Here is a 13363-nt window from a genome sequence, read left to right on the forward strand (position 1 = left end):
CGGCGCGTGACCCTATTTGACGCGGCGGACCTTGGCGCGGGTGTTGTAGGTGCCGACCTGCATGTACCAGACGCCGACGATGCCGGGAGTGATCTTCACCTTGGGCGCGGTGAGGTGCACGCTGGACAGGCTCGCCGCCTCGGTCTGTTCCCATTCCTGGCCGTTGGCCAGCACGTACTTGCGGCCCTTGCCGAAGCCGGTGAAGTCGCCGACCAGGGTGCTCTCGATCGGCTCGGCGCTGCCGAAGTCGAAGAAGCCGCGGTTCTTGGTGATCACCTCGCGGCGGCCCTCTTCCTTGGCCTTTTCCAGCGCCACCGCGGTTTCCTTGGCGACCCTGCCCTGCAGCCAGTCGTTCAGCGCGGCCAGTTCCTGTGGCGAGAGCTTGTCCAGCCCGGCCGCCTTGAACTCCTGCGGCGACATCTGCGTCTGCAGATCGCCGGAGACGGTGCGCTGGGCGAGCGCCGGGGCGGCGGACACGGCGAGCGCCGCGCACAGGACCAGGGGAGCGAGACGCGCAAGGGACATGGCGGGGATCCGGGCAGTGGGATGCGCGGTAGTGTAGTCGCAAGCGGTGACCGCGCACGGCATGCCGGGCGCGCCCGGGACCGGGCCGGCGCCCGGCTCAGTCGTCGGCGGAGGCGGGCACGGCGGTGGCGCGTGGCGGCCGCCGGTACACGAAGTCCGGGGCTGGCGCGGCGGCTTCGCGCTGTGCCAGCGCCTGCAGCGCCGCGTGCGCCGGGGCGCGTTCGCAGACCGGGTCCAGGGTCGCGGCATCGCCGCTCAGCGCCAGCGCCTGGCAGCGGCAGCCGCCCCAGTCGACCTCGCGTTTCGGGCAGCCCTGGCACACCTCGGGCATCCAGGCGCTGCCGCGGAAGCGCACGAAGGCCTCGCCGTCTTCCCAGATCGCCGCCAGCGGGCGCGTGCGCAGGTTCTCGAAGCGCATGTCCGGCAGGGTCTCGGCGGCGTGGCAGGGCAGCACGTCGCCGCGCGGGGAGATATTGACGAAGCGCTGGCCCCAGCCGCCCATGCAGGCCTTGGGCCGGTGCGCATAGTAGTCGGGGGTGACGAAATCGATGTGCAGGCGGTCCTGCAGGCGCAGGCGGGCGGCGTCCACCGCGGCCACGGTCGCGTCGATCTGCGCACGACTGGGCATCAGCGCGGCGCGATTGCGCAGGCCCCAGCCGTAGTACTGGGTGTGCGCCACTTCCAGGCGTTCGGCGCCGAGTTCCAGCGCCAGCTCGATCATCGCCGGCACGCGTTCGGCGTTGTGGCGGTGGATCACCGCATTGATCGTCAGCGGCAGGTCGAGCGCGCGCACCGCGGCGGCGAAGGCGCGCTTCTTGGCCAGGCTGTCGCGGTAGCCGGCGATGCGGTCGGCGCCGGCGGGGTCGGCGTCCTGGACGCTCAGTTGCACGTGTTCCAGCCCGGCGGCGGCCAGATCCGCCAGCATCGATGCGCCGCCGGCCACGCCGGAGGTGATCAGGTTGCTGTACAGGCCCAGCGCACGCGCATGTGCCACCAGCGCGGGCAGGTCCTTGCGCAGCATCGGTTCGCCGCCGGAGAAATGCGCCTGCAGCACGCCCATCGCCGCGGCCTGATCCAGCGCCGAGCGCCAGCCGGCGGTGTCCAGTTCCTCGCGCAGGCCGGCCAGTGCGATGGGGTTGGAGCAGTATGGGCAGGCCAGCGGGCAGCGATGGGTCAGCTCCAGCAGGATCGACAGCGGCGGCGGCACCGAGGCGTTCATGCGCGCAACAACCGCTTGGCGTGCAACTGCTGCGCCAGCTCGCGCACGTCGCGTTCGACCTCGTCCGGGTCGGCCTCGAAGTCGGCCGCCAGTTCCGCCGCGATCGCCGCCAGGCTGCGCACGCCGTCGCAGCGCGAGACGATGGCGTGGGCGATCTCGTCCAGTTCGATCACCCGCTCCGGCGCCAGCAGCACCCACTGCTCGCGCGCGCGGTCGTGCTGCAGGCGCACGCCGGCAGCGAGCCGCGGCTGGCTGCTGGCGTCCAGCGTACTCATGCCGCGGCCTGCACGGCGTCCGGCACGAACGCGTCCGGCCAGGCGACGCCCGGCTGCACGTAGGCGAAGTGCAGTGCATCCAGTTGCGACCACAGCACGCCGCACTTGAAACGCAGGGCGTCCTGCACCAGCTGCTGCTTCTCCACGGTGTCGGCGTGGCGTTTGACGTAGTCCAGGGCGAAGTCCGAATCGCGCGGCGCCTCGTGCAGGCGATGCTCGAAGTACGCCAGTGCCTCGCGCGAGACGAAGTCGTAGTGCTGCAGCATGCCGGCGACGCGGTGGCCGATGATGCCGGGCGCGAACAATTCGGTCAGCGACGAGGCGATCGCTTCCAGCAGGCTCTTCTCGCGCACGAAGTGCAGGTAGGCCTGCACCGCGAAGCGGGTGCCGGGCAGCAGGCCGCGGCCGGACTGCACCAGGTCGCGATCCAGCCCCAGCGCGTCGGTCAGGTGCAGCCAGCGGGCGATGCCGCCTTCGCCGTCGGCGCTGCCGTCGTGGTCGACGATGCGCTGGCGCCAGATCCGGCGCAGCGCCGGGTCGTCCATCCGCGCCAGGATCGCCGCGTCCTTCAGCGGGATGCAGCGCTGGTACTCGTAGCGGTTCAGCGCCCAGGCCTGGACCTGGCCACGGTTCAGGCGGCCGCTGTGCAGCAGGGCGTGGAAGGGGTGCTGGTCGTGGTACAGCCGCGCGCCGATCCCGCGCAGCGCCGTTTCCAGTTGTTCGGGACTCAGCAGTGTGGTCACGGGCGCGGTCTCGCAGGTGCTGCGTGAGTGGGAGTCACAGCGCAATCTCCATGCCGTCGTGGGCCACGTCCCAGCCATGCGCGGCGACCGTGGCGCGCTCGGCGGAGCCGGCGTCGAGGATGGGGTTGGTGGTGTTGATGTGGATGAAGACCTTGCGTGCCACCTGCAGATCGGCAAAAGCGCGCAGGGTGCCGGCCTCGCCGTCGATGCTCATGTGGCCCATGCGCTGGCCGGTCTTGGCGCTGATGCCCAGCTGCACCAGTTCGTCGTCGCGCCACAGGGTGCCGTCGAAGAACACCAGTTCGGCGCCGCGCAGGCGCTCGCGCAGGGCATCGGTCAGCGCCGCGCAGCCGGGGATGTAGTGCAGGCGGTGCGTGCCGTCGTCAATGGTCAGGCCCAGCGTCTCCTCGGCCGAGCCGGCCAGATCGCCGCTGTGGCGGGACTCCATGAACAGCGGCACCTTGCCCGGTACCGCGAACGGCGTGACCTGCAGGCCGAGCAGCGACAGCGGCGTGTCCAGGGCGAACGGATGGCGGTGCACGTAGGCCGGGTGCAGCGCGTCGAACACCGGGTTCTGCGCCAGCAGGTCTAGCACGCGGCTGCTCGCGTACAGGTCGAAGCGCTGGCTCTCGCGCATCGACAGCAGCCCGGCGATATGGTCGATCTCGCCGCTGGTCAGCAGCACCGCCTCGATCGGCGAATGGCGCTGGTCGCGCTGCGGCCACAGCGCGGGGGTCGCCAGCACCTGCTGGCGGAAATCGGGCGACGCGTTGATCAGCAGCCAGCGCTGGCCATCGACGCTGACCGCGATGCTGGCCTGGGTACGGCGTTGGGCACCCGGGTGTTGCTGCCACGCGCGTCGGCTCGCGGGCGTGTGGCAGTTCCACTGCGGATGCCCTCCGCCTGCCGCCGATCCCAATACGATGAGGTGCATCCGGTCTCCGTCTTTAGCGCATGGCCGGTCGCGCGTCGGTCGCGGGAAGGGAGGAGTGCGCGGGTCAGAGCTCGCCGGAGGCGTAGCAGTTGATCTCCGCGCCGACGCAGATTTCGCGGATCACAGGCTTGTTCCACTTCTTCATGTGCGTTCCTCTTCGAGTCGGTCTAGGGACGACGGCAGCGGCGCATGCAGACAGCAGCGGGTCGCCGTCGCGTTCGAGCATAGGCGCGGGGGTTGGGGCGGTTGTGAAATTCCGGTAAAACCGCCGCAAGTCGCAACCGGATCACAGTGACGCGGCGGTGCGTATCCGCCAGGCGCCCCCGGCGCGCGGCCGGCGCAATTGTGAGAACGCGCACAAGCGCGTTAGTGTAGGCGGCATCGTTTCGTCGACTGCGTCCGTCCTTGAACCACACCGTCCACTCCGGCCTGGAGGCGTTGCTGCAGCGCCCGTCGGCCGCGACCCTGGCGCCCGCCCTGCGCGCGGCGCTGCTGCAGGCCTGGCAGGCACAGGCCGAGCCGCTGCCGCGGCTGCCGTGGCCGGTGCTGGCCGACACCCTGGACGCGCTGGCGCTGCTGTCGGCCGACGAGGCCTCGCTGCTGGCCGCGCTGCTGTTCGACCTGCCGGACCTGCGCGCGCAGTTGCCGGAGCTGCCGGTGGCGCCGCCGGCCCGGGCGCAGGCGGTGGCCGGGCTGCTGGAGGCGCAGGATGCCGCCGATCCGGTGTGGGCGCTGCACGCCGGGCGCGAGGCCGGGCGCAACAGCGAGGGCCTGCGCCGGCTGCTGCTGTCGATCGTGCAGGACCTGCGGGTGGTGCCGATCCTGTTGGCGCGGCAACTGGCGCAGATGCGCGTGGCCGACAAGGCGCCGGAGGCGCAGCGCCGCGCGCTGGCGCAGCTGACCCGCGACATCCATGCGTCGCTGGCCAACCGCCTGGGCATCTGGCAGCTGAAGTGGGAGCTGGAGGACCTGGCGTTCCGGCACCTGGAGCCGGACACCTACCGGCGCATCGCCCGCGAGGTCGACGAGAGCCGGGTGGCGCGCGAGCGCTACATCGAGGCGGTCAAGAAGATCCTGTCCAAGGCGCTGGCCGAGCAGGGCCTGCGCGCGGAGATCAGCGGGCGGCCCAAGCACATCTACAGCATCTGGCGGAAGATGCAGAAGAAGCGGCTGGCCTTCGACCAGCTGTACGACCTGCGCGCGGTGCGGGTGATGGTCGACGACGTCGCCGCCTGCTACGCCGCGCTCGGCGTGGTGCACGCACTGTGGGCGCCGGTGCCCAGCGAGTTCGACGACTACATCGCCCGGCCCAAGGCCAACGATTACCGCTCGCTGCACACCGCGGTGGTCGGGCCGGAAGGGCGCACGATCGAGGTGCAGATCCGCACCCACGACATGCATGCGCAGGCCGAGCTGGGCGTGGCCGCGCACTGGAAGTACAAGGAAGGCGGCAAGGGCGCGGAGAAGGCCTTCGACCGCAAGATCACCTGGATGCGCCAGCTGCTGGAGCAGTCGCAGGACGGCGAGCAGGGCGGGCTGGCCGGGGCGCTGGACGCCGAACTGGTCGAGGACCGGGTGTATGCGCTGACCCCGATGGGCGAGGTGATCGACCTGCCGCAGGGCGCCACCCCGCTGGATTTCGCCTACCACGTGCACACCATGGTCGGGCACCGTTGCCGCGGTGCCAAGGTCAACAACCGCATCGTGCCGCTGACCCACAAGCTGCGCAGCGGCGACCGCGTGGAGATCCTCACCGGCAAGGAGGCCGAGCCGCGCCGCGACTGGCTGCTGCCGGCCAACGGCTACCTGGCCAGCGGGCGTTCGCGCGACAAGGTGCGCGCCTGGTTCCACAAGCTGGACCGCGCGCGCAACGTGCAGGCCGGCAAGGACCTGCTGGAGCGCGAACTCAAGCGCCTGGGGCTGCAGCAGGCCGACCTGTTGCCGGCGGCGAAGAAGTTCCATGCCGACGGCGTGGAGGAGCTGTACATCCAGGTCGCGCTGGGCGACGTCGGCCCCAGCCAGGTCGGGCGCGCGCTGCACGAGGCCGAACGTGCCGCGGCGCAGCCGGCGGCGCCGGCCATGCCGCGGCCGACGGCGCGGCGCACCGGCCTGGGCAAGTCCAAGTTCACCGTGCAGGGCGTGGGCAATCTGCTGGTGCAACTGGCGCGCTGCTGCCAGCCGGTGGCCGGCGAGCCGATCGCCGGGTATCTCACCCGCACCCGCGGCGTCACCGTGCACCGCAGCGACTGCGCCGCGTTCGCCCGGCTGGCGGCCAGCCATCCGCAGCGGGTGCTGCCGGTGGAGTGGGGCCAGGCCGGCGGCGGCTACGAAGTCGACGTGCTGGTGCGCGCGGTGGACCGGCGCTGGCTGCTCAAGGACATCACCAACCTGATCGCCCAGGAGGAGGCGCACGTGCTCGAGATCAACAGCGAGAACGTGCGCGACAGCGGCCTGGCGCAACTGCGGCTGCGGCTGAAGGTGGGCGATTACGGGCAATTGTCCACCTTGCTCGGCAAGCTCGACGCGCTGCCGGGCGTGCACGAGGCGCGGCGGCTGGGCTGAGGGGCGGCGGCGCGGAGCCCGGAGGTGCGCCGGCGGCGGGGCCGCCCGCCGTGCCGATGGTCGGTGCCATGCACAGCTGTTCGTCATCGGGCCGACGCTAAGCTTGCGCGGTGAGCATGTCGCCGGATCAGGTCAGGGACGCACCCAAGCGCAGGCAGCGGCCGGTGCCGCTGTGGCGCGATCGGCGTGTCTGGCGCTGGGCGTTGGCGGTACTGCTGGTGCTGGGGATGGCCGTGGTGGTGTTCCGCCGCCCGCTGGCCGACCTGATCTGGCCGGAGACGCGCATCCAGCAATTGCTCGACCAGGGCCACGCGGCACTGCGCGCGGGCCGGCTCAGCGCCGCCGACGGCAGCGGCGCGCGCGAGCGCTTCGAGGCCGCGCTGGCGCTGGACGGCGACCGCATGCAGGCGCGCGTCGGGTTGGCCGCGACCGGGCGCGCGGCACTGGGGCAGGCGCGTGCGGCGTTGGCCGCCGGGCGCTATCCGCAGGCGCGCGAGGCGCTGGCGCTGGCGCGCGCGCTGCAGGTGCCGCGCGCCGATGCCGAGCGCATCGAGGCGGCGCTGCGAACGCGCGAGGCCGCGCATGCCGGCATCGATCAACTGCTGCAGCGGGCGGCGCAGGCGCGCCGCGACGGGCATCTGGACGATGGCCCGGACGCGGCCCTGCCGCTGTACCAGCGGGTGCTGGAGTACGCGCCGGAACGCACCGCGGCGCTGGAAGGCCGCGAGGATGCGCTGTCGGAACTGCTGCAGCACGCGCGCAGCGCGCTGGCACGCGGCGACCTGGCCGCTGCCGCGGCGTTGGTGGAGCGCGCGCGCGGCTACGACGCCGGGCATGTCGACCTGCCCGAGACCCAGGCGGAACTGAACCGGGCGCTGGAGCGCCTGCAACGCGAGGCCGAGCAGGCCCTGCGCCGGCAGCGCCTGGACGCGGCGGCACACGCATTTGCGCAGTGGCACGCGGCGGTGCCGGATGCGCCCGGCGCCAGCGATGGCCTGGAGCGGGTGGCAGCGGCCTACGCCATGCAGGCGAGCCGCGCCGCCGCCGATTTCCGTTTCGGCGAGGCCGAGCGCGCCTTGCGCAAGGGCCAGGCCCTGGCACCGGACAGCCGTGCACTGGCCGACGCGAAGCAGGCGCTGCAGCGCGCCCGGCAAAGCCAGGCCACAGCGCCCTCGCGGGTATCGCCGGCCGAACGCGAGCGGCGCCTGCAGCGTCTGCTGGCCGATCTGCAGGCGGCCGAGGCGCGCGGCGACTGGCTGACCCCGCCCGGCGCCAGCGCCTACGACACCTTGCTGGCGGCGCAGACCCTGGCGCCACGCGATGCGCGGGTGCGCGCGGCCGAGCAGCGCGTGCTGGCGGCGCTGCGGCGCTGTTTCGACGATGCCATGCGCGGCAACCGGGTGCTGGCGGCGAGCGCCTGCTACGACGCCTGGCGCGCGCTGGCGCCGAGCGGCAATGGGCTGACCACCGCGCGGCGGCGCCTGGCGCAGCGCTGGCTGGCGGTCGGCGACGAGCGCCTGAGCGGCGGCGATGCTGCGTTCGCACGGCAGGCGCTGCAGCGCGCCCGCGCGATCGATTCGGCGACTCCGGAACTGGCCGCCTTCGAGCGCCGTTTGCGCAGCCTCAGTCCGGGGCGCTAGCGCATGCAGTGCGGTTAGGCTTTTCTGCTGGCTGAGGCTGCAACGCGTCGGGGCTGAAGCCCTCCCACAGGTGCACTCGGACAGCGCATGTGTCGTGAACTTTTTGCGGCGCGCGCGTCATCTGCTCAGCTTATCTGCTCAGCACGGCATGAGTCAGCGGCGATGCCTGCAACACCGTTGTGGGAGGGACTTCAGTCCCGACACGATCGACCACAGCGCGCCACTAGGGGCTAGGCCAGGAACGCCTCGCGCACCGTGGCGCGGGCGGCGTCCAGCGAAAAATGGGTTTCGATGTTGCGCAGGCCGTTGTCGGCCAGCCGCTGCCACAGCGCCGGATCGGCGTACAACTGCGCGATGGCGTCGGCGAACGCGGCGGGGTCGTCGGCGATCAGCACGTCCTCGCCGTCGCGCAGGTGCATGCCTTCCACCGCGCACGCAGTGGCCACCACCGGTTGGCCATGCGCCATGCTCAGGTTGACCTTGCCCTTGACGCCCGCGCCGAAGCGCAGCGGCGCCACGGCGATGCGCATGCCGTCCATGTAGGCGGCGATCTCGGGGACGTGGCCGAGCAGCTCGACGCCGGCGGTGGCCTCGCCGAGGCGGCGGATGTCCTCCGGCATGTCCGCGCCGATGCAGTGGAAGCGCACCTCCGGCAGGCGCATGCGCACCGCCGGGAACACCTCCTGCAGGAACCAGCGCACCGCGTCCACGTTGGGCGCATGGCGGAAGCCGCCGACGAACACCAGGTCGCTGCGCTGCGCCCACGGCAGGCCGGGGCCGGCGACCTCGTGCAGGTTCGAGATCAGCGCCGTGCGCACCTGCGGCGCCTCGCGCTGCAACTGTTCGCGTTCGACTGCGCTGACCAGCACGGTCACGTCCACCTGCGCCATCACCTCCAGTTCGCGCGCGCGGGTGCGCTCGGCCTCGCGCAGCAGGCGCGCGTCGCCGGCGAGTTCGGCACCACGGCGCTCGCGCAGGTAGTGCAGGTCCACGGTGTCGAACAGGCGCCGTGCCTGCGGCGCGAACCGGCGCAGCAGCGGCAGGCAGGCATGGGCGACGTGGTGGCGTACCAGCAGCACGCTGTGGAACCGCGCGCCGTGCTGCTGCAGGAACCAGGTCAGGTTCTTCAGGTACGGCGCGTACCACACCTCCACGCCGAGCCGTTGCAGGGTCTCGCTATGGCGGCTGGCATAGCTGCGCTCGCTGGGCACGAACACCACGTGCGCGCCTTCCTCGAGCAGCAGGCGGATCAGGTTGAGCTGGCGCAGCGAGGCGGAATCGCGGTCCGGCTGCGGCAGCGCTTCGTCCAGGATCAGCACCTGGCGCTGCCGGTGGTGCAGCAGCGCCGGCGTCGGTACCTCGCCGGGCTGCAGGTGCTGCGACAACACCTCGGCCCACTTGGCGGCGAAGACCGCGCGGTTGCGCACCTGGTAGGCCTTGATGCCGCTGCCGGTGTCGGTGCCGTTGCTGGTGCCCTCGTCGTGCACCACGCGGCTGGCCGGTTGCACCAGCGTGCGCAAGCCGGCGGCGCGCACCGCGAAGGCCAGGTCGGTGTCCTCGTAGTAGGCCGGCATGTAGCGCGTGTCGAAACCGCCCAGCGCCAGGAAGCGCGCGCGCTCGATCGCCAGCGCCGCGCCACTGCCGTAGTCGACGTCGCGCAGGTAGGCATAGCGCGGGTCGTCGGGCGATTCGAAGCGGCCGTAGCTCCAGGCGCTGCCATCGGCGAAGACCACGCCGCCGGCATCCTGCAGGCGGCCGTCGGGATACAGCAGTTGCGCGCTGACCAGGCCGGCCTGCGGCAGCTGCGCGAAGGTGTCCAGCAACGCGTCCAGCCAGCCCGGTTGCGGCACCGTGTCGTTGTTGAGGAACACCAGGTAGCGGCCCTGCGCGCGCGCGGCGCCGTCGTTGCAGGTGGCGATGAAGCCGCCGTTGCGCTCGCGCACGTGGTAGTGCAGGCCGACCACCTGCGGCAGCCACTGTGCCGTCTCGTCGCTGCTGCCGTCGTCGATCACCAGGATCTCGCAGGGCGCGACCGGCGGATGCGCGGCCAGCGCGCGCAGGCAGGCGAGGGTATGCGCGACGTGGTTGTAGACCGGGATCACGATGCTGACCAGCGGCGCAGGGCTGTTCGGCACCGCGAACGGCGCGAACGGCGCCGCGTCCACCGCGAACAGCGCGCGCTGCGGCGGCGGCAGCGGTTGCGCATGCACGCGCAGGCGCTCCCAGGTGCTGCGCCAGCCGCGTGTGCGCAGGCTGGTCAGACCGCGCCGGACCAGGCCGGCCAGGCGGTTCAGGGCGTAGCGCGCATTCGCCCACGACATCGACATCCGGCACCACTCCAACTTAAACGAAGAGGCCGTCGTGCCGCGCTGCCCGCTGGGCTGCGCTAGACTCGGCGGAATTTACATTCTCGCATTCCCGTGCCCCGACGCTACGACGATCACGACACCGACGATCAGGACGACGCCCTGGACAGCCCCGCCGCCGTATGGCGCAGGCGCCTGCTCACCTGGGGCCTGGCCGCCGCCGCACTCGGCCTGGGCTTCCTGATTCCGTACACGGTCTATCTGAACAAACAGGTCACCCAGCGCTTCGGCGAACTGCGCTGGCAGATTCCCACCCGCGTGTACGCACGGCCGCTGGTGCTGGCGCCGGACACGGCGATGGACCCACAGACGCTGAAGACCGAACTGGATGCGGCCAGCTATCGCGCCGACGCCGGCGCCGAACGTCCCGGCAGCTACCAGCAGGACGGCAGCCGCTTCACCATCGCCAGCCGCGGCTATGTCGACGTGGATGGACGGGTCGCGCCGCGCCGCATCGAGGTCGGCCTGGCCGGCGGGCGCGTGGTGGCGCTGCGCGATGCGCAGACGCGCAAGGCGCTCAAGGCCGCGCGGCTGGATCCGGCGCGCATCGCCACGCTGTACGGGCAGAAGCAGGAAGAGCGGCGCCTGGTGCGCGTGGACGAGGTGCCGGAACTGCTGGTCACCGGCCTGCAGGCGGTCGAGGACCGCGACTTCAATTCGCACCACGGCGTCGACCTCAGCGGCATGGTCCGCGCGGCCTGGGTGATGGTGCGCTCCGGCGGCAAGAGCCGGCAGGGCGCCAGCACCCTGACCCAGCAGCTGGCGCGCAGCGGCCTGCTCGGCATCGGCAAGGAACAGACCGTCACCCGCAAGTTCAACGAGATCCTGTACGCGCTGATCATGGAAGCGCGCTACGACAAGCGCACCATCCTCGAGGCGTATCTGAACCAGGTGTACCTGGGCCAGCGCGGCAGCCAGGCGGTGCACGGCGTGGCCTCGGGCGCGGAGTTCTGGTTCGGCCGCGAACTCGATGCGCTGGCGCCGGAGCAGGTGGCGTTGCTGATCGGCCTGGTCAAGGGGCCGTCCTACTACGACCCGCGGCGTTATCCCGAGCGCGCCCTGGACCGGCGCAACTTCGTGCTGGGCAAGCTGCGCGAGAGCGAGCTGATCGACGAACCCACCTACCGCAAGGCGCTGGCCGCGCCGCTGGGTGTGCCGGCCGAACCCGGCCTGGTCGCGGCCAACCGCTTTCCGGCCTATGTCGACCTGGTACGGCGCCAACTGGCGCGCGATTACCCTGAAAGCGCGCTGCAGGGCGCCGGCCTGAGCGTGCTCACCGGCATGTCGCCGTCGGCGCAGGCGTATGCCGAGGGCGCGGTGACGCGCACCATCACCTCGCTGGAGACCAACAAGAAGCGCCCGCCGCTGCAGGCCGGGCTGGTGCTCACCGACACCCACAATGGCGAAGTGCTGGCGGTGGTCGGCAGCCGCGACGTGGCCCAGCCCGGCTTCAACCGCGCGATCGAGGCGCAGCGCCAGGTCGGCTCGCTGCTCAAGCCCTTCGTGTACCTGCTGGCGCTGGCGCAGCCGGACCGCTTTTCGCTGGCCAGTTGGGTCGACGACACCCCGGTCACCGTGCAACTGGGCCGCGGCCGCACCTGGAGCCCGGGCAATTCCGATGGCCGCAGCCACGGCACGGTGCGCGTGGTCGATGCGCTGGCGCATTCCTACAACCAGGCCACGGTGCGCGTCGGCATGCAGGTCGGGCCGGAGCGCGTTGCGCAACTGGTGAAGGTGCTGGCCGGCATCGAGGCCGAGGTCAATCCCTCGCTGATCCTCGGCGCCACCGACCAGAGTCCGTATGCGATGGCGCAGCTGTACCAGTTCCTGGCCTCCGGCGGCGAGATCCAGCCGCTGCATGCGGTGCGTGGCGTGCTCGATCCGCAGGGCAAGCTGCTCAAGCGCTACGACAAGACCCCGGCGCCGGCGCAGGAGGGCGACTCCATCGCCGCCAACCTGGTCGGCATGGCACTGCAGCAGGTGGTCAGCAACGGCACCGCGCGGCAGTTGCTCAACGATGGCCTGGGCAAGCTGTCGCCGGCCGGCAAGACCGGCACCAGCAACGACGGCGTGGACAGCTGGTACGCCGGCTACACCGGCGATCACCTGGCGGTGATCTGGATCGGCAACGACCAGAACAAGCAGACCGGCCTGTACGGCGCCACCGGCGCGATGCGGGTGTGGTCGGGCATCTTCTCGCGGCTGCCGAGCGCGCCGCTGCAGGTGCAGGGCAAGGGCATCGACTGGCAGTGGATGGACCCGGTGGGGTACAACAGCACCGACCCGAGCTGCCCCGGCGCGCGCCAGTTCCCGTTCGTGGTCGGTTTCGTGCCGGCGTATGCCGCGTGCACGCCGCCGCAGGCGCTGCCGGAAGAGGCCGCGCCGGCCGAGGGCGAACACCAGGGCGGCGGCTGGCGTAGCTGGTTCGGCCTGGACAAGAAGAAAGACCCGCCTGCCGACGCGGCCGCGCCGCCGCCGGCGCATTGATCCCCGGATCCCGGATACCGCCCATGACCCCACGTCTTCCCGCCATCGCCGCCCTCAGCCTGCTGCTCGCCTCCTGCGTCAGCGCACCGCCGCCGCCGCCCCCGGCTGCGCCGGTGGACACCACCACGCCGGCGCAGCGCATCGCCGCGATCGACGCCAGCGGCGGCGCCGACGACACCGAACTGAGCGTGCAGCCGCTGCGCGATCCGGAAGTGGAGGACCTGCGCGAGAGCGCCAAGCGCAAGCGCAGCGCCGGCGACCTGGCCGGTGCCGCCGCGGCGCTGGACCAGGCGCTGAAGCTGGTGCCGGACGACCCGGCACTGCTGCAGGACCGCGCCGAAGTGGCGCTGCTGCAGAAGGACGATGCGCAGGCCGAAGCCTTCGCCAAGCGCGCCATCGACCTCGGCTCGCAGACCGGCCCGCTGTGCCGCCGCCACTGGGCGACCATCGAACAGGCGCGCCTGGCCCGCGGCCAGAAGGAAAACGCCGCCTCGGCGCACGCGCAGATCGCCGGGTGCACGGTGCCGGGGATCAAGAGGTACTAAAGGCTGGGAATGGGGAGTCGGGAATGGGGAATGGGTAAAAGCTGCGTTTCTGGCGGCTCGTCACGCT

At 71.8% G+C, this 13363-nt stretch carries 11 protein-coding genes; 4 read left to right on the forward strand and 7 right to left on the reverse strand.

Features of this window, described 5'->3' with window-relative positions; translation table 11 throughout:
- Positions 1-12: 12 nt before the first annotated feature.
- From PG878_RS06350 to pqqA, 6 genes are all read right to left on the reverse strand, one after another.
- The gene (locus PG878_RS06350) at positions 13-525 is read right to left on the reverse strand and encodes a hypothetical protein (protein ID WP_209029601.1); all 513 of its coding nucleotides are present in this window, start codon (positions 523-525) and stop codon (positions 13-15) included.
- 97 nt (positions 526-622) lie between these two features.
- Entirely contained in the window at positions 623-1744 is a 1122-nt protein-coding gene (gene pqqE, locus PG878_RS06355; RefSeq protein WP_209029602.1) for a pyrroloquinoline quinone biosynthesis protein PqqE, read from the reverse strand.
- Positions 1741-2019 (reverse strand): pyrroloquinoline quinone biosynthesis peptide chaperone PqqD, encoded by a 279-nt coding sequence (pqqD, locus tag PG878_RS06360; protein WP_209029603.1) that lies wholly within the window; start codon positions 2017-2019, stop codon positions 1741-1743. The genes pqqE and pqqD overlap by 4 nt, the downstream gene beginning before the upstream one ends.
- Positions 2016-2762: a pyrroloquinoline-quinone synthase PqqC gene (gene pqqC, locus PG878_RS06365; RefSeq protein WP_209029604.1), complete on the reverse strand. Its 747-nt coding sequence runs from the start codon at positions 2760-2762 to the stop codon at positions 2016-2018. The genes pqqD and pqqC overlap by 4 nt, the downstream gene beginning before the upstream one ends.
- Before the next feature lie 34 nt (positions 2763-2796).
- Positions 2797-3696: a pyrroloquinoline quinone biosynthesis protein PqqB gene (gene pqqB / locus PG878_RS06370; RefSeq protein ID WP_209029605.1), complete on the reverse strand. Its 900-nt coding sequence runs from the start codon at positions 3694-3696 to the stop codon at positions 2797-2799.
- Positions 3697-3760: 64 nt separating this feature from the next.
- A complete protein-coding gene (gene pqqA / locus PG878_RS20830) occupies positions 3761-3922 on the reverse strand; it encodes a pyrroloquinoline quinone precursor peptide PqqA (protein ID WP_193312570.1) in 162 nt (53 codons plus the stop codon).
- A gap of 179 nt (positions 3923-4101) precedes the next feature.
- Between pqqA and PG878_RS06375 the strand changes: the two genes are divergently transcribed.
- The gene (locus tag PG878_RS06375; protein WP_209029606.1) at positions 4102-6258 is read left to right on the forward strand and encodes a RelA/SpoT family protein; all 2157 of its coding nucleotides are present in this window, start codon (positions 4102-4104) and stop codon (positions 6256-6258) included.
- A gap of 227 nt (positions 6259-6485) precedes the next feature.
- Positions 6486-7898: a hypothetical protein gene (locus PG878_RS06380; RefSeq protein ID WP_209029858.1), complete on the forward strand. Its 1413-nt coding sequence runs from the start codon at positions 6486-6488 to the stop codon at positions 7896-7898.
- A 230-nt stretch (positions 7899-8128) separates the two neighbouring features.
- On the opposite strand, the gene PG878_RS06385 is transcribed toward PG878_RS06380, so the two are convergent.
- Positions 8129-10225, reverse strand: coding sequence for a glycosyltransferase (locus tag PG878_RS06385; protein ID WP_209029607.1), 2097 nt, complete (start codon positions 10223-10225; stop codon positions 8129-8131).
- A gap of 93 nt (positions 10226-10318) precedes the next feature.
- On the opposite strand from PG878_RS06385, the gene mrcB reads away from it, so the two are divergent.
- Both mrcB and PG878_RS06395 read left to right on the forward strand, forming a co-directional pair.
- Positions 10319-12751 (forward strand): penicillin-binding protein 1B, encoded by a 2433-nt coding sequence (mrcB, locus tag PG878_RS06390; protein ID WP_209029608.1) that lies wholly within the window; start codon positions 10319-10321, stop codon positions 12749-12751.
- A gap of 23 nt (positions 12752-12774) precedes the next feature.
- Complete coding sequence (locus PG878_RS06395) at positions 12775-13296, forward strand: tetratricopeptide repeat protein (RefSeq protein ID WP_010343249.1); 522 nt, start codon at positions 12775-12777, stop codon at positions 13294-13296.
- Positions 13297-13363: the final 67 nt, after the last annotated feature.

The sequence above is a fragment of the Xanthomonas hawaiiensis genome (assembly GCF_031834635.1).
In the GTDB taxonomy this organism is placed as follows: Bacteria; Pseudomonadota; Gammaproteobacteria; order Xanthomonadales; family Xanthomonadaceae; genus Xanthomonas_A; species Xanthomonas_A sacchari.

Coding starts and splice junctions, on each gene's coding strand:
- PG878_RS06350 (WP_209029601.1), bottom strand. CDS start 525: ATGTCCCTTGCGCGTCTCGCTCCCCTGGTCCTGTGCGCGGCGCTCGCC.
- pqqB (WP_209029605.1), bottom strand. CDS start 3,696: ATGCACCTCATCGTATTGGGATCGGCGGCAGGCGGAGGGCATCCGCAG.
- PG878_RS06380 (WP_209029858.1), top strand. CDS start 6,486: ATGGCCGTGGTGGTGTTCCGCCGCCCGCTGGCCGACCTGATCTGGCCG.
- PG878_RS06385 (WP_209029607.1), bottom strand. CDS start 10,225: ATGTCGATGTCGTGGGCGAATGCGCGCTACGCCCTGAACCGCCTGGCC.
- pqqE (WP_209029602.1), bottom strand. CDS start 1,744: ATGAACGCCTCGGTGCCGCCGCCGCTGTCGATCCTGCTGGAGCTGACC.
- pqqD (WP_209029603.1), bottom strand. CDS start 2,019: ATGAGTACGCTGGACGCCAGCAGCCAGCCGCGGCTCGCTGCCGGCGTG.
- PG878_RS06395 (WP_010343249.1), top strand. CDS start 12,775: ATGACCCCACGTCTTCCCGCCATCGCCGCCCTCAGCCTGCTGCTCGCC.
- pqqA (WP_193312570.1), bottom strand. CDS start 3,922: ATGCTCGAACGCGACGGCGACCCGCTGCTGTCTGCATGCGCCGCTGCC.